Consider the following 23,048-nt stretch of genomic DNA (forward strand, 5'->3'; position numbering starts at 1 on the left):
GAATGTGGTCCACGTCACTCCCTATCGGGTCCTGCGGAACGGAACGGCTCCCCGCCCGCTGTGAAGCTCGACGTGCTCGACACCGCACGCGACAGCGTTCCCGCCCGGCCCGAGAGCGGCCGGGCGGGCTTCACGGAGGAGTGACATGCCCGAGTTCAGCAGCGCCCTGCCCCAGCGGATCGCCGCCCCGTACACCCGCAGCCGGCCGCTGCCTCCCTACCGGGGCATTCTGGCTGTCGACGCGAAGGACTTCACGGGCCGCCCGGCGATCGAGCACGAGGCCGTCAGCCGGGTCGTCCCCGAACTCCTCAAGACCGCGCTGCTCAGGGCCGACCTCGGAGACCTGTGGGAGGACCGTACGTTCCCGGCCACCACCGGGGACGGCTATGTCTTCGGGTTCGACCCGGCACGCATGCCCTTCGTCATCCACCCCCTGCTGCTCGCCCTCCAGGAAGTTCTGACCGACTTCAACGTCCTCTCCCACGGGGCGGTGCCGATCAGGCTCCGCGTCAGTCTGCACGTCGGCCCGCTGCCGGAGACCGGGGACGAGTTCGGCGGCAACGGCACAGTGCGCAACGACACCCACCGGCTGCTCGACTCGCGCCCCGTCAAGGCCGTGCTCACCTCCCACAACGAGAACATCACCCACGTCGCGGCCATCCTCTCTGAGCGGTGCTACGAGGACGCGGTCGCCGGCGGGTACACGGGGCGCCACCCCGACCACTTCGTGGAGGTGGCCGCGACGGTCGAGGGCAAGTCGTTCTCCCGACGGGCATGGCTCTACGTCCCCCAGCCCTCCGGCCCCCTCTACGAGGGCACCCCCGTCGACGGCGCCGCTCCGGAGCCTGTACGGGAGCCCTCCCCGCGGTCCGCCGAATCGTCCGGCGACGACACGACGGCCCGCCGCACGGATGCCATCGCCGCCCCCCGCGGCAACATCAACACCGGTACCGTCCACGGCGGTCAGAGCGTGCGCAATCACCACGTGGCCGGTGATCACGTGGCGGGCGACCGGATCGCCGGTGATTACGTGGAGGGCCACAAGATCGGCGAGATCCGCCGCTTCCAGGGCGACCAGGTCCGCGGCGACAAGCGCCAGGGGCGCAAGTGACGGGGGACGGGAGAGCGGGGGAGGCCGGGCTGCCCGGCCCCCTGCCCGAGGACGGGGCTCCGCGATCCGAAGCGGATTACGACATCACCGAGTTGATCGGCGGGGCCAAGGAGTGGGCGTCCGTCATCTACGCCCCCGGAGGGAACATCAACAACGGTTCCGTGTACGGCGGGCAGGGCGTACGCAACGGCTCCGGGCCGGAAGGGCGGCTACGGGAAAGCAGAGTGCGCGAGGGGCCGATCCCGGACATGGAGAGGGAGGCCGCCGCGCACGGTTTCGCACGCCCCGACTGGTTCGAAGCAGCCCTCGCGAAGCTGAAGCAGGGGCCCCTGTTCCTGGCCGGCCGACCAGGAACAGGCCGTCGTACCGCGGCGCTCAACCTGCTACGGGAGAGCTGTGGGGCTGATGCGCCGCTGCGGGCACTGGACGGCGTCACCGAACTGGACCGCTGGAAGCCCACCGACGCCTCGGCGCGGGGCTACCTGATAGACGGGCTGTTCCCCTCCCGGCCTCTTTCCCCGGTCATGCTGAGAAACGTGCGGGAGCTGCTCAAGAAGGCCCATGCGTGCATGGTGATCGTCCTGCCCGACGACACGGCCCTGCTGCACCGCCTCGAACGGGACCTCCACATCAGCCCCACCGTGTGCTCCCCGCCGTCACCCTCCCTGGTGTTCGGCAGCCGCTTCGAGGCGGTGGTGCCGGACCGGTGGGAGCGGGACCGGCTGCTGTCCGCGCTCTCCGGCCGTCATGACCTGGGCGAACTTCTGGTGCCGGAGCTGGTACCCGCAGAAGTGGTGGAGCTGGTGACGGCCCTCGTCGAGGCCGACGGCGATCCGGAGGCTCTCGGCGACCTGGGGCTCCGGCTGAGCTACCGGGCCGAGCGGGAGGTCCCGGAGCTCATCAAGAGCTTGTGCGACGAGCCGGAATCACTGGCCTTCCTGCTGGCCGCTTCGGTCTACGAGGGGCTGGACCAGCAGATCGTCAGGAATGAGGCCGACCGGTTGACGAAGCTGGCGGGCGACCGGCTGACGGCGGTGCTGCCCGGCACAGACACCGACGGGGCCGCGAAGCCGGACCGGCCCAATCCGAAGTTCGTCTTCCGGCACTCCCTGACGGAACTGCTGCACGCCGTGCGCGCGGTCCGCCAGGACCGCGAGATCCGGGCGGAGGGAGCCTACTCGCACAGTGTGGAGGCTGTGGCGTTCATCAGGCATCGACAGGCCGAGGCCGTTCTCAGACATGTGTGGCGCGAGTACGGGCAGTTGTCAGAACTGCTCGTCGAGTGGTTGCGGGACGTACCCCGCTCCGGCGGACTCGCCGGACCGGCGGGCCGGGCCATGGGACGGGTGGCGAGCTGGGGCGGCGGGCACAACGCCCTGGTGCACCTCCGGGAACTCGCCCGGTCGGACCGTGCGACCAGTCGGCTCGTCGTGGCGAACGCGCTGGGTGTCGCGGCCGAGGACCCCGTGCTCGTCGCCGAGATTCGTTACCGGCTGCATCGCTGGAGCACGGCGGCCGACTTCCGTCTCAGGACGACGGTGGCGCACGCGTGCGGCGAGGAATTCGGCCTGGCCCGGCCCGACCTGGCCCTGCGGCTCCTTCAAAGTCTCTTCCGCGCGGCACAGGTCCGGAAGGAAGAGGAGTACCAGGTGAAGGTGGCGGTGGAAGCGGCGATCCTGCGGCTGTTCCAGGCCGGCAACGAGGCGAAGGTATTCGACTTGCTCCGGAAGTGGCTGGACGAAGAGGGGTACGACCAGGAGCAGGTGCTCTCGCTCTTCAGCCGAATGCTCTGGTCTCCCCAGTGGTTCATGAGGAACCTCGCCCTGTGGACGCCGGAGGCGCAGGTGCTGGCCGACCTCACGGGCCGCGCCCTGAACACGGAGAATTCCTTCGAAACGACGTGCGGGACGTTGCTGCGCTGGGCGGAGTCGGGCCAGTGGGACGACGAACAGTTCCGGGCCGTCGAGAACCTGTTCGCGGCCATGGCCCATTCCATGCGCTCCGGTGAATTCCGCTTGTTCGTGGAAATGGACCAGGCGGGTGCGAACGGCTGGCCCGGCCTCGTCACCGCCCGCGGCGCGCTCCAGCGGTGGCGGACCGGCGCGCAAAGGGAGGCAGCATGAACGACGACACCACCGACCGCCTCTTTCACCGGCTGGACAGGCCGCCCTGGCGGGAGATCCTCGGCCACCGCTGGTCCGCGTCGAAGGACTGGGCACTGGTGCTCAGGGACGAGGCAGGAGAGTACTCCTTCCTCGGCCGGCGAGGGGACCCGGAGGGTTCCGGCGCCTATCCGCCCCTGGTGGACGAGGCCCCCGCTCCCCACCTGAACGGGAAGTACAGCGACGTCTTCCGGGTGGACACGACGGAGCACGTGGACACGCGGGCGGTCGGCCTCCCCACGGTCTACGGTACGGAGTCGGTCGACCTGTGGGTCTCCTGGTGGGTCCACGACCCCGTACGCGTCGTCCGTGCCAGGAGTCTGCACGGCTGGCACCTGGTACGGACCCATCTCGCCTCTGTCCTGCGTTACTTGGAGGATGCCCAGGACGCCTCCGGCAACGGGCTGGGGGCGCCGGAGATCATGCAGCATCTCGGTCTGCCGCAGCGTCTGGAGGAACACGGTCTGAGCTACCGGGTGTTCGACGTGCGGCTCCGGGAGAATGGTGAGGAGCTGCTTCTCGGCCGACGGGAAACCGACGGGGTCCCTTACTCCTGGACGGCCAGCCGTCGGGGCGAGTACGAGTTCTGTCTCCAGGCCCTCCACGCCGGCCCGGTGTCGCTGGCGGCACTGTGGTTGCTTCGTCACCCCGAAGAGGTGCGGCAGGTGCTGGACTGGGCGGTCGGCCACCAGGATCTGCTGAGTCCGCCGCGTTCCGACTGGCAGGAGGAGCTGGCCTCCCTGCTGGGCACGTTGCCCGAACAGGAGCGCAAGGAGCTCTCCAGCCTGCTGCGTGACCGGATCGGGGCGCTCGGGAGGCCGGTTCCCGGCGAGTACATCTGACCCTGGGGAATATATTCGAATATTGAATTTCTGAGCGGGTGTGTCGCCTTTCGGTGACACACCCGCTCTTCTTCTCCATGCCGTTCCGTAAACCCTTTCCGTGTGTGACTGGGGTTACTTGATTCCTGGTCCTCCGGAGCGGCTTCGGGGATGAATCCGCGGGAATCTCGACGTGTCCGAAAGGAAGGCGCCCGCACGATTCCCGGGCGCCCACGGAAGGAAAGGGCGACATGCGAGCAGAAGAACCCCAGGCCCCGGACAATGTCCTCGCGTTCCGCCGGCGACGAGAGACCGCAGGCCCGGCACACGAGCCCGAGGCAGCCCCGGACGCCGCTCCCCGGGCGGCGACCTCCCCCGCGACGGTGCTGAACGCCGAGCGCGGCATCATCAACACCGGAACCGTCCACGGCGGTCAGCACGTCACCACCATCGGACTCTCCGGCCACACCGGCGGAGGAACCGATGGCGACAGCTGATCTCCCCAGCGAGACCGAGACCGACTTCGCTGGCTTCGCCGAGTTCGCGATGGCTCTGGCGGGTCGGGGGCCGACGATCTGGGCCCCCAACGGCGTCATCAACGCCGGATGGCTGACAGGCGGCCAGCACCAGCGGCTCGCACCTTCGGCGGAGGGCGGCGCGGTCCCGAGGCCGATACGGCAAGGCCCCGTACGGGCGAAGCATCTGCAGGCGGCGCGGCGGCGCTTCGTGCCGCCGCCCGGCTTCGAGGAAGCCCTCGCGGTGCGCGAATCCGGCATCGTGGTGCTCGTCGGCGAGGCCGGGACGGGGCGGGAAACACACGCGCTCAACCTGCTCGCGCACGGCCACGAGGCCCCCGTCCTCGTCCAGGTCGACGGAACGGCCAACCTCTCCCGGTGGTCGCCGCGCGCCCAGGGCGTGGACGGATACCTGGTGACGGAGCCCGCGGATCCCTTCGCGCTCCGGGCGTGGGACCTGGCCCGCCTCGAAGGGCTCCTGACGGAGGCGGGCGCCCGCCTCGTCATCGTCCTGGTGGAGGCCCCCGGCCTGGTGGGCGCACTGGAGGACCACCTCGGCGTGCCGGTCGTGCGCCACCGGTCGCCGGACCCCCGGAAGGTCTTCACCACCCACCTCGCGGACGGCTGCCCCGACGAGGCGGTACGCGCCCGGTTGCTGCGGGCCCTGGAACCCGGCGATCTCGACGAGCTGTTGCCCGACGGCTTGCCGCCACGCCACGCCGCACAGGCCGCGGACACCCTGCGGCGCCTGGGGGCGGCGGGCGGACCGGCCCCGGGGGAGCTCATGCGCACCCTGGCAGGGGCCGAGGGCCCCGAGATCCTGGCCCGGGCCCAGCGCGATCCCGCCCTCCTGGCCTGTCTGCTCTCCCTCGGCGTCTACGGAGGGCTGCACCGTGCCGTCGTGATGGAACGGGCGCGGGAACTGCTGCGGCTGGCAGGCACGGACAGGATGCGGGGTCCCGGCTCCCACCGTCATCCGGACGAGGACCCCCCGCCGAGGCCACCGGCCGAGGTCCTGCGGATCCTCGGAGCCCAGCGCGTGAGCCGCGCCGATGACGAGGCCACCGACACGGTGTCCTTCTTCTGGCCCGCCGTGAGCGGGGCCGTGTGGGAGAGCCTGTGCCGGGACCGTGCGGACCTCGTGCCGGTGGTGCACGCCTGGCTCGCCGACCCCGGCCCGGAGGAGGACCAGATCGAGCGGGCCGGCCGGGCCGCCGCCGCTCTGGCGGAAGCCACGAGCGGCCAGTCCCTGGAACTGCTGCCCGCGCTGGCCTCCGCTCCGGTCCTTCCCGCCCCGCGGGTGGCTGCGCGATGCCTGGCGACCCGCTTCCGGGACCGGGCGGTGGCACAGACGGCGGCCGACCTGCTCGACCTGTGGAGCGTCACGCCCGAAGCCTCCTTGAAGCACGCTGTGGCGTACGCCTGTGAGGAGCCCGAGGGCCTCGGGGACGAGCAGGCGTTGCGACTGCTGGAAAAGCTCACGGAGACCCTGGGCGCCGGGCCGGACGATCTCTCCGTCTTCGAGGCTGCCAAGGGGGCACTCGTACGACGCTTCAACAGAGGCGACCACACCACCAGGGTGACCGTCCTGCACCGGATGCGGGACTGGGCGCGGACCGACGCCACGGCCGGCCTGCTGACCGCCTGCGCCTTTCCCGTCCTGGCCCGCACCGACTTCCTGTGGTGGAGCGGACGGGCTCTGGCCCGCGCCGGGTCGGCGGCGGTCGCCGTCCACCTCGTCGGACACTCCCTGAACGAGTCGGTCGCCTTCTCCAGCATGGGAGACGCCCTGCTCACCTGGTGCGCCGGGGCGGCCGGCGCCAAGGGCCGGTCCCAGGCGGTCGCCCGGCTCCTCGACGGGCTGGTGACCGCCCGGGAGCCGGGCTTCCTCCGCTGGCTCCTGGCCGTGGAAAGAGGCCCGGACACGATGCCCGGCAAGGTACCCGCCGCCCGCGCGCTGAAGACCTGGCGAGACAACACCCCGGCCCCACAGGCCGGTTGAACAGGAGGCAACCCGTGACTTTCTTCTCTCGCCCCGGCATCTTCACCACCGTCGAACGCCGGTGGGCCGACAACGACCCCACGCCCCCGCTGCGTTTGTTCGACGGCACGGAACCGGCGGGCGTACCCCTTTCCCTGAACCGGGCCCGTGCGTTGCTCTACGACCGCACGGCGTGCTCCCTGGCACGGGCTTCCCTGTGGCACCAGGTCGCGGAGCGCTTCCGGACCGGAGGGACCGACTGGCGGGAGGCGGTGGTGTGGCTGGGGCTCCAGGGGTTGCGCCGCAACGCGTCCCGGATCACCTGGTGCCGCCGTGCCGACCGCGAGGACGTCGAGGCGGAGCTCGTCACCTGCTACCTCGAAGAGCTGGCGAAGCTGGAGCCGCGGGACCCTGAACCCGGGAGGACGGTGCTGCGGTCGGCCTGTTCCCGCGCCTGGGAGGTCTGGCGCGACACGCACCGTGAGAACACGGTGGAGGACGTGGAACGCGCGGGCGGTACTTCCCCCGGCGCGGGCAGCGACGACGTCTGGCGGGCGGACTACGACCCGGCCCCGCGCTGGTCGGGGCTCTCCGCGAGCCTGCGGATCTCCGTACCCGCGCACCGCGTCGAAGGCGTACGGATCGGCGCTCTCGCCAGTGCCTGGGGCGTGGCCGGTACGGCCACGAGCGTCGGGCACTCCGGCCGGGGCCGCCGGGTCGCCACCCTCTCCCTGCGCCGGGTCGGGAAGAAGGGATGAGCGGCCGCCAGGACACCCCCCTCACCTTCCGCGAGATCTTCGACCTGCCGGTGAGCGTGGACCTGCGCACGGCGGCCCGGGCGTTCGGTATGTGCATGGGCACCGCCTACCGGTTGGTCGCCCGTAACGAGTTCCCCTGTCCCACTGTGCCCGTCGGCCGCCGCCACCGGGTGCGGACCGTGGAACTGCTGGCCGCGCTGGGCATCGAGGAGCGTCCCGTCTTCGCCGACGAGATCGCCGACGGCGTGGCACTCACGCTCTTCGACTGACCCCTTTCCCGCCCTGCCGGACCACCACCGAAAGGAATCCACCATGCCCACCTGCCTCGTCATCGACGGGACCGCGACCACCACCTACTCCGCCGCCCCCTGCCTCCCGGAGGCGCGGCACCGGTCCGCCGTCCTCCACGAGGAAATCGTGCGCCCGGTGTGCGAACAACTCGGCCTCACCCTGCTGAGGGCGGGCAGCCTCGCCGAGGCCGGCCTGCCCTTGGACCAACTGCTGCACCTGCTCACTGAGGCGGACGTCGTCGTCGCGGACCTCGGCGGTTCCGACCCGGAGCTGACCTTCGCCTTCGGCGCGCGCCACGCGCTCGGCCGGCGCACCGTCCGCGTCACCCAGGACGCCGAGTGCCGTCCCGCTCCCGGGACGGTGCTCCACCTGGCCTTCCCGTCCCACCCGGGCGGCACCGTCACTGCCCGGAAGCAGCTGCTGGACGCGCTGGCGGCGGACCCGCTGCGGACGGACCGCCCGATCGAGACGGGCTCCGCGACCGGAGCGGAAAGCGGCCCCGACGAGAACCTCCCGGGTATGTTCGATCTGATCGTGGAGGCCGAGACCCAGTGGGAGGCACTCGCCGACGACACGGCCGACGTGGACGCGGCCATGTCGGACCTCACGGAGCTCATGATGCTCCTTGGGGAGGAAATGACCCAGGCCAGCCACTCCGGGGCCCCGGCGAGCAAGAGGATGGCCGTGGTGAACCGTCTGGCCAAGGCCATCGAGGGACCGACCGGAGAACTGGAGGCTGCGGCGGACCGCTTCGTCGAACGTATGCGCACCTCCCGCACCGCCTTCCAGGCATTCCTGGACTGGCTGGCCACCACTCCTCCCGCCGAATGGCCGGAGGACGCGGAGGAAACGCTGGAACAGATCGCCTTGATGGACTGGGGCGCCGAGATCGAATCGGCTTCCGTCCAGGAAGGCATGGCCATGATCAACATGCTCGGTGCCGCCAGCCGCCTCATGCGCCGCCCCGCACGCAGGATCACGTCGGCCTTCCGGAAAATGCTCCACAGCATCGCCATGATGCAGGAACTGCACTCCAAGGCAGTGGAGTTGCGTCGCTCCTGAACAGTGCCCCCTGCGCGGCGCGGCCCCTGGGATTGTCGAACTCGCCGACCATCACGGCGCTGTCCGACGTCGAACCGAAGGGGTCGGGTGCGCTTCCCCCTGCTCAACACCATGCGGCAGGTGGTGGGTTCGTTCGCCCTGTCGACCCTGGGTGACGGTCTTCGGCACCGTGAGCCGCAATGGGGGAGGCGGAGACCTTGGTCTCCGCCTCCCCCGCCCGGGCGCCTCCCCCGCCCGGGCGCCTCCCCCGCCCGGGCGGCCCCGCGCAGCAGGCCGTATTCGCCCAGGTCGGCCAACTCCCCTCCCCACTGGGGCGGCCAGACCCTCATCGCCGCCGTCGCGGCCGAAGTGTCTACGCTCCCTTGAAGCACCGGAAGGAGGGTGAATGGCGCGACATCCCGGTGCCGGCCTCACCTTGAGCAGTTCATCGGTCGACTTCCTGTCCGAAACGCGAACGGTGGATTGCCGTACCTCGATCTCCTGCGCAGGTCGTGGTGCCGCGCTGTCAAGCGGCTCGAATCTTCCCGAATACAACCCGCACAACTTGCGGCACAAGTGGACCACCGTGACCATGACGAATGGCGTGTCCATCCACGAGGTGTCCCGCTGGCTCGGACATCGTTCGATCAAGGTCACGGTGGACCGGTACGGCCACCTCGCCCAGGACGGCCAGGAGCGCTGCCGTCAGGTCGTCGAGACGGCCGTGGGGCCGTACCTGCTCACAGCAGGCCCAGCGAGCGCAGCACGCGGTGCTGGGTGCCAGTCGACTTGAAGGGCCAGTAGACGTAGCAGACCCCGCCCGTACCGCTTCTGACCTTGCCGTTCGCGTCGTAGCGCTTGGTGCGGAGCCAGATGTTCTCCCACTCCCGGCGCTTGTAGATCCGGCGCACCGCCTCGTTGTCCGGCGAGGCCGGGTCGTTCGCGATCACGTCGCCGGCCTCGGTGAAGCCGATCACGGTCATCAGATGGCCGGAGGTCCCGTACCCGGCGCCGGTCAGCTCCTCCTTGAGGAAGGACTGTGACGTGATGACCGGGATGCCCGCGCGGATCAGCGTCTCCAGGTCCCTGAGCGAGCCCAGCCGGGTCACCGCCGAGCTCATCTCGTCGTACGTCGCGGCGTAGGCGGCGTTGAACGGCCAGTTGCCGCAGCCCTCGTACTGGTAGTCGTAGGTGAACCGGGCGGCGTGGCAGACCTGCGGGTCGGCCAGGCCGGGCTTGACCCAGGCGAGGTCCTCGGCGGTCGGCCGGCGTCCCCAGTACTCGATGATCATCTGCGAGGAGGTGGGGCTGCACCAGGCCTCGCCGCCGTTGTCGTACTCGGGGTACTGGCCCGCGTGGACGTTCTGCGAGTAGCGCGGCACCCGCAGCTCGCGGTCGAGGCCGGGGGTGGCGGCCGGGACGGTGAAGCGGTCCGGGATGTCGGAGGCCATCGCGCCGATCCGCCGGACGGTGGGCGTCAGACGGCTGCCCGGGGTGCGGTACAGGGTGAGCCGCAGCCGGTAGGAGACCAGCCGCAGTCCGCTCGCCGCGTCGTCCACCGAGAAGGTGTCGGTCCAGATCGAGCTCTTGCCGTCGCTCTGGTCGTCGACCGACGTACGGCGGATGTCGCCGTCGCCCGCGGCCCAGCGGCCCATCACGTACCAGGGCGTCGAGGCGCCGTCCGAGTAGCGGCCCTGGAGGTCGATCCCGATCCAGGTGCCGGCCGGGGTCTCCGCGTTCCAGGAGGCGATCACCTCGGTCGCCGGGACCGAGGACCGGTGGACCGGGGAGGTCCAGGTCGCGTACTCCCAGGTGGCGGTCGTACCGGTGTGCGGGTCGGTGTGGTCGGTGCGTCCCGCGGCGTGGCCGATCACCAGCCCGGGGCGGCGGCCCGCGACGGCCCGCGTCCCGGCGCCGGAGCCGGCCCGCCAGTCGGTGTAGGTGTGCCAGAAGCGGTTGTCCACGGCAGGGGCCTTCGCCGAGGGGGCGTGGGGCGGGGCGGCGGCGGTCGCGGAGCCGGCGGACGACACCGCTCCGGCGGCGGCCGCCGCCGCGATCGCGGCGGTCAGCACGGTCCTGCGTGAGGTCGGTCTGTTCATGGGCGAGACCCCCGGTCGTAAGCGGAATGGGGCTGCGAGGTGCACGACAGTGCGCCAACTATCGCGGGTCGTGGCCTGATCCGGCCAGCGATTCGACCCGCGCCAATGAACCAATATTGGTCTGGTCCACTGGCGTGACCTGCGGCTGTCGCGGACGCGGGCGGCGGCCGCCCGGGACCGGCTCGTAGGCTGGTGACCATGAACGACCTCTCGCTCCTCGCCCGGCGGCTGCGCACCCTGACGCCGTCCTGCGGACCGGTCCGGCTGATCGCCGTCGACGGCCACGCGGGCTCGGGGAAGAGCACCTTCGCCGCCCGCCTGGCCGCCGCGTTCGGTGACGCCCCCGTCCTGCACCTGGACGACGTGGCCACGCACGACTCCTTCTTCACCTGGGTGGACCGGCTGCGGGAGCAGGTGCTCGTACCGCTGGAGCGCGGCGAGTGCGCGCGGTACGCGCCGTACGACTGGACCGCCCGGGGTTTCGGGGCGCCGCGCGACCTGGAGCCCGCGCCGGTGGTCCTGATCGAGGGGGTCGGGGCCGGCCGCCGGGCGCTGCGGCCGTACCTGGCCCGGCTGCTGTGGATGGACCTGCCGGCCGAGCGGTCCTGGGAGCGCGGCCGCCGCAGGGACGGGCCCGCGCTCTCGGCGTTCTGGGACGGGTGGACGGCGGCCGAGGCGGAGCACTTCTCGGCCGACCCTTCCCGCACCCACGCGGACACTCTGGTACGGCAGTTGCCGGTGGGATACGAGTTGCTGGAGGGGCCCGGAACAGCAGCAGGAACGAACCATTCCGTCACGGACCGTGAGCGCGTGGCACCGTCGTACTGAATGGTGAGAAATCGCCCCGCAAGTACCTCAACTCCGCTTGACCCGGGGGCGGTACAGGTCTTACGTTCTCAATGTGCGGCTTTTCGGAGCCCCTACAGACGCGAAGCCCCCGATTGTTCCCCCGTGATCGGGGGCTTCGTTCTGCCCTCACGCCCCCTCCCGCACACCCGCCCGACGGATTCCGCTCACCCTGGGTCACGGTCTCCCTTCGGCCTGCGGCGCTCTTAATCGCACACTCCCTGCGCAGGTACGATGCCTCTCGGTGCGGTCAATTCCCGTCCGTGGCAAAGTGATTCGGTGCGCCCGGCTGGGCAGAATCGTGCGGCGGGACATCCTGGGGGCACGGTTTGTGGGGGACCAGATGGACATCGGCACGCAGGGCGCACAGGCCCCGGCCGACCTCGCCTGGCTGCGCGGCGTGGACGCCTACACCATGGGCGCCTACCCACAGGCCGAGGAGGAGTTCAGGGCCGCGGTCCGGCTCGATCCCGGCATGGCGGACGGCTGGCTCGGCCTCCATGCGCTGAGGGTCGACACGACCGCGGCGCTGCTGCACATGTACCGCCATCGCGAGCGTTTCGGCGAGCAGCGCGCCCGGCACCGGCGCACGCTCAACTCCTGGTACTGGCTGGGCTGGTGGGTTCAGCCGGTGCTGGAGAGCGCACGGGACCTGCTGCTGGCGCACGCCTCGCACTGGCTGGACGGCCGCCACGTTCCCGAACTGGACCGGGCGCTCGCGGGCCTGCCACCGGTGGACACCGACCCGCAGGTGCGCTTTCTGCACGCCTGCCGCTCGTACCTGGTCAAGGACTGGGAGCAGCTCGTACGCAACACCGAGCAGTTGGTGGACGATCCGCTGCTGGGCATCGAGGCGGGGCTGTTCGGCGGCATGGCCCGGGTGCGTCTGGAGATGTACGGGCAGGCCGAGCCGCTGCTCTCCACCGCGCTGATGCGCTGCCGCAGTGAACAGCCGCAGCGCAAGGAGCTGCGCTACTGGCTGGCCCGTGCGCACGAGGGCACCGGTCGCAGCGCCGCCGCCCTGCCGCTCTACCGGGCGGTGCACCGGATCGACCCCGCGTTCATGGACACTTCGGCGCGGCTCGCCGCGATCGCGGACTACGACGGCCTGGAGGGCTCCGACGAGGCGGCCGGCCTGGCCGCCGTGTCGCTGGCCGGGCTCGGCACCGACGGCACCGTCTCGGAGGCGCAGCCGGACGCGGATCCGCTGTTCGGCGCCGATCCGGTGGACGGGCGGGAGCTGCGGCCCGGCGGTGAGGTGCCCGGTTTCGTGGACGTCGGAATGCCGCCGCCGTCCGGCAGAACGCGGCGCAGGGCGGCGGTGCCCGGCCAGCCTGCGTCCCCGTTCCCGGCGGGGCCCAGTGATCCGGTGCTGCTCGCCGAGGCGCTGGCCGAGCTGGAGCGGATGGTGGGGCTGGAGCCGGTGAAGCGCCAGGTCAAGGCGTTGTCCGCACAGCTGAACATGGCACGGCTGCGGGCCGGCCAGGGGCTTCCCGTGCAGCCGCCGAAGCGCCATTTCGTCTTCTCGGGCCCGTCCGGCACCGGCAAGACCACGGTGGCCCGCATCCTGGGGCGGGTCTTCTACGCGCTGGGGCTGCTCGGCGGCGATCATCTGGTCGAGGCCCAACGGGCCGATCTGGTGGGCGAGTTCCTCGGCCAGACCGCGGTCAAGGCCAATGAGCTGATCGACTCGGCGCTCGGCGGGGTGCTCTTCGTCGACGAGGCGTACAGCCTCGCCAACAGCGGCTACAGCAAGGGCGACGCGTACGGCGACGAGGCACTGCAGGTCCTCCTCAAGCGGGCCGAGGACAACCGGGACCATCTCGTCGTCATCCTCGCGGGCTACCCGGAGGGCATGGACCGGCTGCTGGCCACCAATCCGGGGCTCTCCTCGCGCTTCACCACCCGGGTGGACTTCCCGAGCTACCGGCCGCTGGAGCTCACCTCGATCGGTGAGGTGCTGGCGGCGGAGAACGGCGACGCGTGGGACGAGGAGTCACTGGACGAGCTGCGTTCCATCAGCGGCCATGTGGTCGAGCAGGGCTGGATCGACGAGCTGGGCAACGGCCGGTTCCTGCGCACCCTGTACGAGAAGAGCTGCGCCTACCGCGATCTCCGGCTCTCCGGCTACGCGGCGGTGCCGAGCCGGGACGATCTCGCCACGCTGCGGCTGCCGGACCTGATGCAGGCGTACGGCGAGGTGCTGTCCGGGCGGGGGCCGGTGGACCGGGGGCAGCAGGAGCCGCCGCCCCTGTGAGGCCCGGTCTGCCGGAGGGACCGGGCAACGGCCCCTCCGGCAGTGATTGCACCTAGCGGACCGCCGCGGTGAGTTCGCCGTAGCCGGTCGTGGTGCCCGCGGGTTCCGCCGCACGGCGCGGGACCGCGATCCGGTGGGCCGGGTCGCGCACCTCGCCCACGAGCATCTCCAGGACGTCCTCCATGGCGACCAGGCCGAGGATCCGGCCGGAGGCGTCGGCGACCTGCGCCAGGTGCGTGGCCGCCCTGCGCATCACGGTCAGGGCGTCGTCCAGGGGCAGTTCGGCCCGTACGGTCGCCATCGGGCGCCATACGTGCTGGGGGACGGCCCGCTCGCCGTCCTCCAGGTCCAGCACGTCCTTGACGTGCAGATAGCCCATGAACGGACCGCCGCCCTCCGCGCACACGGGGAAGCGCGAGTAGCCGGTGCGTACGGTCAGCTCCTCGATCCGGTGCGGGGTGACGGACGGGTCCACGGTCACCAGGGAGGCCCGGCGGAGCAGCACATCGGTGACGGGCCTGCTGCCCAGCTCCAGCGCGTCCTCCAGCCGCTCCTGCGCCTCCGGCTCCAGCAGTCCGGCCTGGCCGGAGTCCTCGACCAGCCGGTTGAGCTGCTCGCTGGTGAAGACGGCCTCGACCTCGTCCTTCGGTTCGACGCCGAAGATCCGGAGCACCAGCCGGGCGCAGGCGCCCAGCGCGACGGTGACCGGGCGGCAGACGCGGGCGAAGCCGACGAGGCCGGGGCTGAGCCAGAGCGCGGTCTTCTCCGGCGCCGCCATCGCGAGGTTCTTCGGGACCATCTCGCCGATGACGAGGTGGAGGAAGACCACGAAGACGAGTGCCAGGACGTAGCCGAGCGGGTGGATGAGACCCTCGGGCAGGTGGACCGCCTGGAAAACCGGCTCCAGCAGATGGGCGACGGTCGGTTCGGCGACGGCGCCGAGGGTCAGTGAGCAGACGGTGATGCCGAACTGGGCGGCGGCCATCATCCGCGGCAGGTTCTCCAGCCCGTACACCACCTGGCGGGCCCGGCTCGAACCGGCCGCCGCGAGGGGCTCGACCTGGCTGCGCCGTACGGAGACGAGGGCGAACTCGGCGCCGACGAAGAAGCCGTTCGCCAGCACGAGGAGTGCGGCGAAGAGCAGTTGGACCAGGCTCATCGCACAGCCTCCAGGACTTCGTGGGCCGCCGGGGCGTCGGAGTCGGCGCCGGGCGCCTCGGCCATACGGACGAAGCGGACCTTCTCGGCGCGGTAGTGGCCGACCTGGCGGACGGAGATCCGCCAGCCTGGCAGCTCGGCCCGGTCGCCGGGGGCGGGGATCCGTCCCAGCAGATCGGCGACGAGTCCGGCCACGGTCTCGTACGGTCCGTCGGGGACGTCGAGTCCTATCCGGCGCAGAGTGAGGACCCGGCAGCTGCCCTCGGCGTCCCAGGCCGGGCGGCCGTCCTCCGGGGCGGCGGGGGCCAGCTCGGGCCGGTCGGCGCCCTCGGCGTCGTGCTCGTCCCTGACCTCACCGACGAGTTCCTCGATGATGTCCTCCAGGGTGACGACTCCGGCGGTGCCGCCGTACTCGTCGACCACCACGGCGATCGGCTGCTCTTTGCGCAGCCGCTGGAGCAGCTGTTCGACGGGCAGGGTCTCGGGGACCAGCAGCGGCGGTACGGCGATCCGTCCGGCGGGGGTGCGCAGCCGGTCCTGGGCGGGCACGGCGAGCGCGTCCTTGAGGTGGATCATGCCGACGACCTCGTCGATCCGCTCCCGGTAGACGGGGAAGCGGGAGAGGCCGGTGGCGCGGGTGAGGTTGAGGACGTCCTGGGCGGTCGCCGAGGACTGCAGGGCGCTGACCTTCACCCGCGGGGTCATGACGTGCTGGGCGGTGAGCCCGGCGAGCGACAGGGTCCGCACGAAGAGGTCCGCGGTGTCCTGTTCGAGGGTGCCGGCCTCGGCCGAGTGCCGGGCCAGGGAGACCAGCTCCCCGGGGGTGCGGGCGGAGGCCAGCTCGGCGGTGGGCTCGACGCCCAGCAGCCGCACCAGCCGGTTGGCCACGGTGTTCAGCAGGCTGATCACCGGCCGGAACACGGCGGAGAAACGGTGCTGGGGGCCGGCGACGAACCGGGCGACCTGGAGCGGCCGGGAGACCGCCCAGTTCTTCGGTACGAGTTCGCCGATCACCATCTGGACGGCGGAGGCCACCATCATCCCGATCACCACGCTGACGCCGGGAACGGCACCGTCGGGCAGCCCGGTCGCGGTGAGCGGGCCGTCCAGCAGCTGGGCGAGCGCCGGTTCGGCGAGCATGCCGACGACCAGTGAGGTGATGGTGATGCCCAGCTGGGTGCCGGAGAGCTGGAAGGAGAGTTCACGCAGGGCCCGGACGACGGTACGGGCCCGCCGGTCGCCCTCGGCGGCGGCGCGCTCGGCGTCCGGCCGCTCCACCGTGACGAGCCCGAATTCGGCCGCCACGAAGAATCCGTTGGCGAGGATGAGAAGGAATGCCGCGCTGAGAAGCAGCAGGGGGGTGGTCATGCCGCCGCCTCCGGGGAAGGGGCGGCGCAGGTACTACCGGACGATCCGTCCATTGCTGGAAGGAGTCACTCCTTGGGTCGCAGGAAAGCCCCGCCGGTCTCGTGGACCTCTGGGTGCGGGGCGGGGTGCGCAGGGGCACCGCCGCCCTCCAGAGTAATCAAGAAGAGGCCGTACGGGGCAGGGGGCTCAGCCGATGTCCGTTCCGGTGCCGTGGCTCTCGGCGAGGGCGCGGAGCGTACGGGCGTCGCGGATGGCCTGCTGTTTGGCGATTCCCGGCTGGATGCCGAGGGCGGGCATGCTGGTCCCGTCGCTGAGGTCGAGGAAGACCCAGGGGTCGCCGACGCGCAGGTTGACCCGGAGGATCTCCGCCCAGGACAGCCGGCGCGTCCGGGTGAGATTGACCACGGTCACCCCGTCCTCGTTCGCGACGACCTTCGGGCGGCTGAGGAGCGCGAGCACTCCGAAGAACAGCAGTGCCGTGAAGACGAAGCTGACCCGCTCCCCCGGGCTCAGCTGTTCCAGGGTCATGGCGACGGCGGTGATGACGAGGAACATCGCCGCCCCCACGGTCAGCAGGACCACCCGGGTTCGGGTCGGCCGGAACGTGACCGGGAGGGTGGGGAGTTCGGGCCGGGGTGCGGGGGCGGACATGATGTTCTTCTGTCTTCCGGGTGGGCGCCCGGCCGTCAGAGGCGGCAGGCGTGGATGGCGGTGGTGAGGATGGCGCGGGCGCCGAGGTCGTACAGATCGTCCATGATCCGCTGCGCCTCCCGGGCGGCGACCATGGAGCGGACGGCGACCCAGCCCTCGTGGTGCAGCGGCGAGATGGTCGGCGACTCCAGGCCCGGGGTGAGGGCGACCGCGCGCTCCAGGTGCTCGACGCGGCAGTCGTAGTCCATCATCACGTAGGAGCGGGCGACCAGGACGCCCTGGAGGCGGCGGAGGAACTGCTGCACCTTGGGGTCGTCGTCCGGGGCGCCGGTGCGGCGGATGACGACGGCCTCCGACTTCATGATCGGCTCACCGATGACTTCGAGCCCGGCGTTGCGCAGGCTGGTACCGGTCTCCACGACATCGGCGATGACCTGGGCGACACCGAGCTCGATGGCGGTCTCGACCGCGCCGTCGAGGTGGACGACGGAGGCGTTGACGCCGACATCGGCGAGGTGCTTGGCGACGATGCCCTCGTAGGAGGTGGCGATCGTCATGCCGTCGAAGTCCTGCGGGCCCTCGGCCGAGCCGGGCTTGGTGGCGTAGCGGAAGGTGGAGCGGGCGAAGCCGAGCTGGAGGATCTCCTCGGAGTCGGCGCCGGAGTCCAGCAGGAGGTCGCGGCCGGTGATGCCGATGTCGAGCCGGCCGGAGCTGACGTAGATCGCGATGTCGCGCGGCCGCAGGTAGAAGAACTCGACCTCGTTCTCGGGGTCGACGAGGACGAGTTCCTTGGACTCCTTGCGCTGCTGGTATCCGGCCTCATGGAGCATCGCCATCGCAGGCCCGGAGAGTGAACCCTTGTTGGGGACGGCGATGCGCAGCATGAGGTCAGGTTTCCTTTGCGAGGAGGGAGTCTTCTGCGGAGGTGCGGACGTACGTGGTGCGGGGGTGGTGCTCAGAGGTGGGCGTAGACGTCGTCGAGCGAGATCCCGCGGGCGACCATCATCACCTGGACGTGGTACAGCAGCTGGGAGATCTCCTCGGCGGCCGCGTCCTTGCTCTCGTGCTCGGCGGCCATCCAGACTTCGGCGGCCTCCTCGACGACCTTCTTGCCGATGGCATGGACGCCCTTGTCCACGAGCTCGGCGGTACGGGAGGTGGAGGGGTCGCCGTTGGCGGCCTTGAGCTGCAGCTCGGCGAAGAGCTCTTCGAAGGTTTTGTTCGCCATGATGGTCCCAGAGTACGGGGTCGGTGCCCTGTGCTCAGCGCCAGGGCTCGCTGACCGTGCGCAGTGTGGCGGCGGTGGCGACGGCCGCGGTGACCGCTTCGTGCCCCTTGTCCTCGTTGGACCCTTCGAGGCCGGCCCGGTCCAGCGCCTGCTCCTCCGTGTCGCACGTGAGTACGCCGAAGCCGACCGGGACGCCGGTGTCGACGGCGACCTGGGTGAGGCCGTTGGTGACGCCGTGGGACACGTACTCGAAGTGCGGTGTGCCGCCGCGGATGATCACGCCGAGGGCGACGACCGCGTCGTAGCCGCGGCCCGCGAGGACCTTGGCGACGACCGGGAGTTCGAAGCTGCCGGGCACCCGGAGCAGGGTCGGCTCGTCGATGCCGAGTTCGTGCAGGGCGCGCAGGGCGCCGTCGACGAGGCCGTCCATGATCTTCTCGTGCCACTGCGCGGCGACGACCGCCACACGCAGGTCACCGCAGTTGCGTACGGACAGTTCGGGTGCGCCCTTGCCGCTCATGTCTCTCCTGCCGCTCGTTTCCGTGATTCGTTACTGGTTGCCGCAGGTCGACGCCGTGGCGGTGTCGAGCCAGGGCAGGTCGTGCCCCATGCGGTCGCGCTTGGTGCGCAGGTAGCGCAGATTGTGCTCGCCGGCCTGGACGGGCATCGGCTCGCGGCCGGTCACGGCGAGCCCGTGCCGCAGGATCGCGGCCGTCTTGTCGGGGTTGTTGGTCATCAGCCTCAGGCTGTGCACGCCGAGGTCCTTGAGGATCTGGGCGCCGGCCGCGTAGTCCCGGGCGTCGGCGGGCAGGCCGAGCTCCAGGTTGGCGTCGAGGGTGTCGATGCCGCGCTCCTGGAGTTCGTAGGCGCGCAGCTTGGACAGCAGGCCGATGCCCCGGCCCTCGTGGCCGCGCAGATAGACGACCACGCCGCGGCCCTCCTCGGTGATCCGGCGCATGGACGCGTGCAGCTGGGGCCCGCAGTCGCAGCGCTGGGACTGGAAGATGTCGCCGGTCAGGCACTCGGAGTGGACCCGGACCAGGATGTCGTCGCCGTCCCCGAGGTCGCCGTGGACGAGGGCGACGTGCTCGACGCCGTCGGTGGTGGAGCGGTAGCCGTACGCGGTGAACGCGCCGAAGGCCGTCGGCAGCCGTACCTCGGCCTCGCGGCGGACGGTCGGCTCCGAGCTGCGGCGGTGGGCGATCAGGTCCTCGATGGAGATGATCGTGAGGCCGTGCTTGCGGGCGAAGGGGACGAGCTGCGGCAGCCGCAGCATCACGCCGTCCTCGCCGGCGATCTCCACGATGGCCCCGGCGGGCCGCAGTCCGGCGAGCCGGGCGAGGTCGACGGCGGCCTCGGTGTGGCCGTTGCGGACCAGTACGCCGCCGGAGCGGGCGCGGAGCGGGAAGATGTGGCCGGGCCGTACGAAGTCGCCGGGGCCGGCCTCGCCGCCGGCCAGCAGCCGGAGCGTGGTGGCCCGGTCGGCGGCGGAGATGCCGGTGGTGACGCCGTGGGCGGCGGTCGCGTCGACGGTGACGGTGAACGCGGTGCGCATCGACTCGGTGTTGTGGTCGACCATCTGCGGGAGTCCGAGCCGTTCCAGCTCGTCGTTCTCCATGGGTGCGCAGATCAGGCCGCGGCACTCGCTCATCATGAACGCGACGATCTCGGGGGTGGCCTTCTCGGCGGCGATGACGAGGTCGCCCTCGTTCTCCCGGTCCTCGTCGTCGACGACCACTACGGGCCGTCCGGCGGCGATGTCCCGGATCGCCTGCTCGACGGGGTCGAGGCGGAGGTCTTCCGCGGCGCTCGGGGGTTCCCGGTGCAACCAGGTGGGCTGGGCAGTCATGCCGTGGCTCCTTCCAGAGCGGGTGTCCGCGAACGCAGCCACCAGTCGCGCATGCCCCACAGGACCAGGGCGCCGTACACGACGTAGATGAGACCGGAGAAGGCGAGCCCGCTGTGGAAGTTCAGCGGTACGCCGACCAGGTCGACCAGCAGCCAGGCGAACCAGAACTCGACCATGCCGCGGGCCTGGGCGAGCATCGCCACGAGCGTGCCGGCGAATATGTAGGCGTCCGCCCAGGGGCTCCAGGAGAGCGAGGGGAACGCGGTGAACAGGCCGCCGACGGCGAGGGTGCCGAGGGCGGCGCCGCCGAGCAGGTAGCCGCGCTCGCGCCAGGTGGCGAACCGTACGGCGATGGAGCCGTCCTGGGCCTGCTGTCGGCCCCGGGTCCACTGCTGCCAGCCCCAGACGGCCACGGCGATGACGACGAGCTGCTTGCCGACGCTGCCCGCCTGGTGCACGGAGGCGTTGGCGGCGACCAGCACGACGCCGGACAGCAGCTGGGCGGGCCAGGTCCAGATCGAGCGGAGCCAGCCCAGGGTCAGGGCGATCAGACCGACGGTGTTGCCGATCATGTCGGACCAGATGATGTGCTGCCCGAAGACGGTGAACGCCTCCGAGTTCAGCCAGTGCAGGGCGGTCACCGGACCGGCTCCCCGGGTTCCTGCGCGGTGTTGCCGAGCAGCCGCTCGACGTACTTCGCGATGATGTCCACCTCCAGGTTGACCGGGTCGCCGGGCTCCTTGATGCCGAGCGTGGTCAGGGCGAGGGTGGTGGGGATGAGGCTGATGGTGAAGTAGTCGGTTCCGGCGTCCACGACGGTGAGGCTGACGCCGTCGACGGTGATCGAGCCCTTCTCGACCACGTAGCGGCTCAGGTGCGCGGGGAGGGAGACCTTCACGATCTCCCAGTTCTCGGAGATCCTGCGCTCGACGATGTGCCCGGTGCCGTCCACATGGCCCTGGACGATGTGTCCGCCGAGCCGGCCGCCGACCGCCATGGGGCGTTCCAGGTTGACCCGGGAGCCGGTGTCCAGGGCGCCGAGGCTGGACCGGTCGAGGGTCTCGGCCATGACGTCGGCGGTGAATTCGCCGTCGCCGAGCTCGACGACGGTGAGGCAGACGCCGTTGACGGCGATGGAGTCGCCGTGCTTGGCGCCTTCGGTGACCACTCGGCCGCGCAGGCGGAAGCGGGAGGCGTCGGCGAGCTTCTCGACGGCGGTGACTTCACCCAGTTCTTCGACAATTCCGGTGAACACTCAGTTTCCCTTCCGGGCAGGGCCGGGGACGGCGGTGATGCGCAGATCGGGGCCGATGCGGACGGTCTCGGTCACATCGAGGCGCAACGCCTCGGCGATGGTGGAGATTCCGGCGTCGGCGAGGGCCGCGGGGCCTGCGCCGAGGAGTACGGGGGCGAGATAGCCGACGACCTTGTCGACCATTCCCGCGGCGACGAAGGCTCCGGCCAGGGTCGGGCCGCCTTCGAGGAGTACGGAGCGGATGCCGCGCCCGTGCAGGGCACGGAGCAGGGCGGGGATGTCCAGGCCGGGGCCGTGGGCGGCGCGCGGCAGCCGCAGGACGGCGGCTTCGGGCAGGTGCCCGGCGTCGGCGTCCTCGGCGAGGGCGACCAGGGTGGGCGCGGTGTCGTCGAGGACCCGGGCGCCGGGGCGTACGGCGGTGGCGCCGGTGTCGACGACCACCCGCAGCGGCTGCGCGGCGCCCTCGATGCCGCGTACGCCGAGCTGCGGGTCGTCGGTGCGGGCGGTGCCGGAGCCGACCACCACGGCGTCGGCCTCGGCGCGCAGCCGGTGGACGTCGGCGCGGGACTCGGCGGAGGTGATCCAGCGGCTGGTGGCGTCGGCGGCCGCGATCCGGCCGTCGAGGGTCGCCGCGTACTTCCACAGGACGTACGGGCGGCCCAGGCGCACCGAGGTGAGCCAGGCCGCATTGCCCGCCTCGGCCTCGTCCGCGAGGAGCCCCTGCCCGGCCTTGATCCCGGCCGCGCGCAGGGTGTCCGCGCCGCCGGTGGCCTGCGGGTTCGGGTCGCCGACGGCGTAGACGACGCGGGCGACCCCGGCCTCGATGAGCGCCTGGGCACAGGGGCCGGTGCGGCCGGTGTGGTTGCAGGGTTCGAGGGTGACGTAGGCGGTGCCGCCCCGGGCCCTCCCGCCCGCCTCGCGCAGGGCGTGGATCTCGGCGTGCGGTCCGCCGGCCCGCTGGTGGAAGCCTTCTCCGGCCCGGTGGCCCGCGTCGTCGAGAATGACGCAGCCGACGACGGGGTTGGGGCTGGTGGAGCCGAGACCGCGGGCGGCGAGCGTGATCGCACGGCGCATGGCGGTGATGTCGGCTGCGGTGTCCACCGGGTCCTCCTGCCTCTTCGGGCACGGACTCCGGGGCCTGTCGATGACGACAGATGAAACGGGAACGCCACGGGGGAACGCCGGAAAAGCCGGAAAACACGGATGGACCGGTTGCCCGAAAACCATCCGCCGACGGCGGCGTACCCGCGAAACGGCCCGCCGCGCACTGCCTCCCATCCGGACTTTAACCGTCGGTCCAGGAATCCCACCTGGTCAACCGGCCGCTGGATGCGGACGGGTCGCGGACTATAACCGCCGGTTCGGAATTGCACCGACCCCGGAGTGCGCTGCTGCTGGTACACGATCAGTGTGCCACGCCGCGCGGTGGGCCATGCGGGTGAGTGTCTGTGGACTGGCTCACAGGGCGCCCGCGCCGGACGGCACGGCGGAAGAAGTTGACGCCTAAAGGTCCAGACCTATTGACGCACTGGTCTAGTCCTTTTAATCTCTGCGTCACCTCCGAGGAGCGGTCCCGCGGTGTGCGCACACCCGGGGCACCAACACGACCCACCCCTTTGCCAGTTGTGTTCTGCCGAACCTCCCCGGGAGGAACCGA

General features: G+C 71.2%; 22 protein-coding genes and 1 riboswitch. Of the genes, 11 read left to right on the top strand and 11 right to left on the bottom strand.

What is annotated here, in order from left to right; all coding sequences use genetic code 11:
• The first annotated feature begins 145 nt into the window (after positions 1 to 145).
• The 9 genes from ABZ622_RS31970 to ABZ622_RS32010 all read left to right on the top strand — a co-directional run bounded on the left by ABZ622_RS31970 (position 146) and on the right by ABZ622_RS32010 (position 9,473).
• Entirely contained in the window at positions 146 to 1,111 is a 966-nt protein-coding gene (locus tag ABZ622_RS31970; protein ID WP_360549169.1) for a hypothetical protein, read from the top strand.
• Positions 1,108 to 3,234: a hypothetical protein gene (locus ABZ622_RS31975; protein ID WP_360549171.1), complete on the top strand. Its 2,127-nt coding sequence runs from the start codon at positions 1,108 to 1,110 to the stop codon at positions 3,232 to 3,234. Before ABZ622_RS31970 ends, ABZ622_RS31975 begins: the two co-directional genes overlap by 4 nt.
• Positions 3,231 to 4,115 (top strand): hypothetical protein, encoded by an 885-nt coding sequence (locus ABZ622_RS31980; RefSeq protein WP_360549173.1) that lies wholly within the window; start codon positions 3,231 to 3,233, stop codon positions 4,113 to 4,115. Before ABZ622_RS31975 ends, ABZ622_RS31980 begins: the two co-directional genes overlap by 4 nt.
• A 230-nt stretch (positions 4,116 to 4,345) precedes the next feature.
• Positions 4,346 to 4,591, top strand: coding sequence for an S-type pyocin domain-containing protein (locus ABZ622_RS31985; protein ID WP_360549175.1), 246 nt, complete (start codon positions 4,346 to 4,348; stop codon positions 4,589 to 4,591).
• On the top strand, positions 4,578 to 6,611 hold the full coding sequence (locus ABZ622_RS31990) for a hypothetical protein (RefSeq protein WP_360549177.1): 2,034 nt from the start codon (positions 4,578 to 4,580) through the stop codon (positions 6,609 to 6,611). The genes ABZ622_RS31985 and ABZ622_RS31990 overlap by 14 nt, the downstream gene beginning before the upstream one ends.
• A 14-nt stretch (positions 6,612 to 6,625) precedes the next feature.
• Positions 6,626 to 7,348, top strand: coding sequence for a hypothetical protein (locus ABZ622_RS31995; RefSeq protein ID WP_360549179.1), 723 nt, complete (start codon positions 6,626 to 6,628; stop codon positions 7,346 to 7,348).
• A complete protein-coding gene (locus tag ABZ622_RS32000; protein ID WP_360549181.1) occupies positions 7,345 to 7,617 on the top strand; it encodes a DNA-binding protein in 273 nt (90 codons plus the stop codon). The genes ABZ622_RS31995 and ABZ622_RS32000 overlap by 4 nt, the downstream gene beginning before the upstream one ends.
• 43 nt (positions 7,618 to 7,660) lie before the next feature.
• The gene (locus ABZ622_RS32005; protein ID WP_360549183.1) at positions 7,661 to 8,701 is read left to right on the top strand and encodes a hypothetical protein; all 1,041 of its coding nucleotides are present in this window, start codon (positions 7,661 to 7,663) and stop codon (positions 8,699 to 8,701) included.
• 385 nt (positions 8,702 to 9,086) lie between these two features.
• Positions 9,087 to 9,473 carry a tyrosine-type recombinase/integrase gene (locus ABZ622_RS32010; RefSeq protein WP_360549185.1) on the top strand — a complete coding sequence of 129 codons (387 nt, stop codon included), beginning with the start codon at positions 9,087 to 9,089 and terminating at the stop codon, positions 9,471 to 9,473.
• Here the strand turns inward: ABZ622_RS32010 and ABZ622_RS32015 are convergent.
• Entirely contained in the window at positions 9,421 to 10,779 is a 1,359-nt protein-coding gene (locus ABZ622_RS32015; protein ID WP_360549187.1) for a peptidase C39 family protein, read from the bottom strand. The two genes, ABZ622_RS32010 and ABZ622_RS32015, sit on opposite strands and share 53 nt — an antisense overlap.
• Before the next feature lie 198 nt (positions 10,780 to 10,977).
• Between ABZ622_RS32015 and ABZ622_RS32020 the strand changes: the two genes are divergently transcribed.
• Positions 10,978 to 11,607 carry a hypothetical protein gene (locus tag ABZ622_RS32020; protein WP_360549189.1) on the top strand — a complete coding sequence of 210 codons (630 nt, stop codon included), beginning with the start codon at positions 10,978 to 10,980 and terminating at the stop codon, positions 11,605 to 11,607.
• A gap of 361 nt (positions 11,608 to 11,968) precedes the next feature.
• Positions 11,969 to 13,882 (top strand): AAA family ATPase, encoded by a 1,914-nt coding sequence (locus ABZ622_RS32025; RefSeq protein ID WP_360549191.1) that lies wholly within the window; start codon positions 11,969 to 11,971, stop codon positions 13,880 to 13,882.
• Between the two features lie 52 nt (positions 13,883 to 13,934).
• On the opposite strand, the gene ABZ622_RS32030 is transcribed toward ABZ622_RS32025, so the two are convergent.
• The 10 genes from ABZ622_RS32030 to ribD all read right to left on the bottom strand — a co-directional run bounded on the left by ABZ622_RS32030 (position 13,935) and on the right by ribD (position 22,492).
• Positions 13,935 to 15,041 (bottom strand): hemolysin family protein, encoded by a 1,107-nt coding sequence (locus ABZ622_RS32030; RefSeq protein WP_360549193.1) that lies wholly within the window; start codon positions 15,039 to 15,041, stop codon positions 13,935 to 13,937.
• Positions 15,038 to 16,408 carry a hemolysin family protein gene (locus ABZ622_RS32035; RefSeq protein WP_360549195.1) on the bottom strand — a complete coding sequence of 457 codons (1,371 nt, stop codon included), beginning with the start codon at positions 16,406 to 16,408 and terminating at the stop codon, positions 15,038 to 15,040. The genes ABZ622_RS32030 and ABZ622_RS32035 overlap by 4 nt, the downstream gene beginning before the upstream one ends.
• Positions 16,409 to 16,594: 186 nt before the next feature.
• Positions 16,595 to 17,059 (bottom strand): PH domain-containing protein, encoded by a 465-nt coding sequence (locus ABZ622_RS32040; RefSeq protein WP_360549197.1) that lies wholly within the window; start codon positions 17,057 to 17,059, stop codon positions 16,595 to 16,597.
• A 35-nt stretch (positions 17,060 to 17,094) separates the two neighbouring features.
• Positions 17,095 to 17,943, bottom strand: a complete 849-nt coding sequence (hisG, locus tag ABZ622_RS32045; protein ID WP_266917320.1) for an ATP phosphoribosyltransferase — start codon at positions 17,941 to 17,943, stop codon at positions 17,095 to 17,097.
• Between the two features lie 71 nt (positions 17,944 to 18,014).
• Positions 18,015 to 18,287: a phosphoribosyl-ATP diphosphatase gene (locus ABZ622_RS32050; protein ID WP_018524273.1), complete on the bottom strand. Its 273-nt coding sequence runs from the start codon at positions 18,285 to 18,287 to the stop codon at positions 18,015 to 18,017.
• Between the two features lie 34 nt (positions 18,288 to 18,321).
• Complete coding sequence (ribH, locus tag ABZ622_RS32055; RefSeq protein WP_124718909.1) at positions 18,322 to 18,807, bottom strand: 6,7-dimethyl-8-ribityllumazine synthase; 486 nt, start codon at positions 18,805 to 18,807, stop codon at positions 18,322 to 18,324.
• A 30-nt stretch (positions 18,808 to 18,837) separates the two neighbouring features.
• Entirely contained in the window at positions 18,838 to 20,136 is a 1,299-nt protein-coding gene (locus ABZ622_RS32060) for a bifunctional 3,4-dihydroxy-2-butanone-4-phosphate synthase/GTP cyclohydrolase II (protein WP_360549200.1), read from the bottom strand.
• Entirely contained in the window at positions 20,133 to 20,777 is a 645-nt protein-coding gene (locus ABZ622_RS32065; RefSeq protein ID WP_124718907.1) for a nicotinamide mononucleotide transporter family protein, read from the bottom strand. Before ABZ622_RS32065 ends, ABZ622_RS32060 begins: the two co-directional genes overlap by 4 nt.
• Positions 20,774 to 21,391 (bottom strand): riboflavin synthase, encoded by a 618-nt coding sequence (locus ABZ622_RS32070; protein ID WP_360549203.1) that lies wholly within the window; start codon positions 21,389 to 21,391, stop codon positions 20,774 to 20,776. Before ABZ622_RS32070 ends, ABZ622_RS32065 begins: the two co-directional genes overlap by 4 nt.
• Positions 21,392 to 22,492 carry a bifunctional diaminohydroxyphosphoribosylaminopyrimidine deaminase/5-amino-6-(5-phosphoribosylamino)uracil reductase RibD gene (gene ribD / locus ABZ622_RS32075; protein WP_360549205.1) on the bottom strand — a complete coding sequence of 367 codons (1,101 nt, stop codon included), beginning with the start codon at positions 22,490 to 22,492 and terminating at the stop codon, positions 21,392 to 21,394.
• Between the two features lie 159 nt (positions 22,493 to 22,651).
• Positions 22,652 to 22,782, bottom strand: a riboswitch (FMN riboswitch).
• Between the last annotated feature and the right edge of the window lie 266 nt (positions 22,783 to 23,048).

This window comes from Streptomyces sp. NPDC007164, from assembly GCF_040634135.1.
In the GTDB taxonomy this organism is placed as follows: domain Bacteria; phylum Actinomycetota; class Actinomycetes; order Streptomycetales; family Streptomycetaceae; genus Streptomyces; species Streptomyces sanglieri.

What these genes read in the sequence shown, in the direction of transcription:
- ABZ622_RS31970 (WP_360549169.1), top strand. Translation starts at nt 146, where the DNA reads ATGCCCGAGTTCAGCAGCGCCCTGCCCCAGCGGATCGCCGCCCCGTAC.
- ABZ622_RS31980 (WP_360549173.1), top strand. Translation starts at nt 3,231, where the DNA reads ATGAACGACGACACCACCGACCGCCTCTTTCACCGGCTGGACAGGCCG.
- ABZ622_RS31985 (WP_360549175.1), top strand. Translation starts at nt 4,346, where the DNA reads ATGCGAGCAGAAGAACCCCAGGCCCCGGACAATGTCCTCGCGTTCCGC.
- ABZ622_RS31990 (WP_360549177.1), top strand. Translation starts at nt 4,578, where the DNA reads ATGGCGACAGCTGATCTCCCCAGCGAGACCGAGACCGACTTCGCTGGC.
- ABZ622_RS32000 (WP_360549181.1), top strand. Translation starts at nt 7,345, where the DNA reads ATGAGCGGCCGCCAGGACACCCCCCTCACCTTCCGCGAGATCTTCGAC.
- ABZ622_RS32005 (WP_360549183.1), top strand. Translation starts at nt 7,661, where the DNA reads ATGCCCACCTGCCTCGTCATCGACGGGACCGCGACCACCACCTACTCC.
- ABZ622_RS32010 (WP_360549185.1), top strand. Translation starts at nt 9,087, where the DNA reads ATGGCGCGACATCCCGGTGCCGGCCTCACCTTGAGCAGTTCATCGGTC.
- ABZ622_RS32015 (WP_360549187.1), bottom strand. Translation starts at nt 10,779, where the DNA reads ATGAACAGACCGACCTCACGCAGGACCGTGCTGACCGCCGCGATCGCG.
- ABZ622_RS32020 (WP_360549189.1), top strand. Translation starts at nt 10,978, where the DNA reads ATGAACGACCTCTCGCTCCTCGCCCGGCGGCTGCGCACCCTGACGCCG.
- ABZ622_RS32025 (WP_360549191.1), top strand. Translation starts at nt 11,969, where the DNA reads ATGGACATCGGCACGCAGGGCGCACAGGCCCCGGCCGACCTCGCCTGG.
- ABZ622_RS32030 (WP_360549193.1), bottom strand. Translation starts at nt 15,041, where the DNA reads ATGAGCCTGGTCCAACTGCTCTTCGCCGCACTCCTCGTGCTGGCGAAC.
- ABZ622_RS32035 (WP_360549195.1), bottom strand. Translation starts at nt 16,408, where the DNA reads ATGACCACCCCCCTGCTGCTTCTCAGCGCGGCATTCCTTCTCATCCTC.
- ABZ622_RS32040 (WP_360549197.1), bottom strand. Translation starts at nt 17,059, where the DNA reads ATGTCCGCCCCCGCACCCCGGCCCGAACTCCCCACCCTCCCGGTCACG.
- hisG (WP_266917320.1), bottom strand. Translation starts at nt 17,943, where the DNA reads ATGCTGCGCATCGCCGTCCCCAACAAGGGTTCACTCTCCGGGCCTGCG.
- ABZ622_RS32050 (WP_018524273.1), bottom strand. Translation starts at nt 18,287, where the DNA reads ATGGCGAACAAAACCTTCGAAGAGCTCTTCGCCGAGCTGCAGCTCAAG.
- ribH (WP_124718909.1), bottom strand. Translation starts at nt 18,807, where the DNA reads ATGAGCGGCAAGGGCGCACCCGAACTGTCCGTACGCAACTGCGGTGAC.
- ABZ622_RS32060 (WP_360549200.1), bottom strand. Translation starts at nt 20,136, where the DNA reads ATGACTGCCCAGCCCACCTGGTTGCACCGGGAACCCCCGAGCGCCGCG.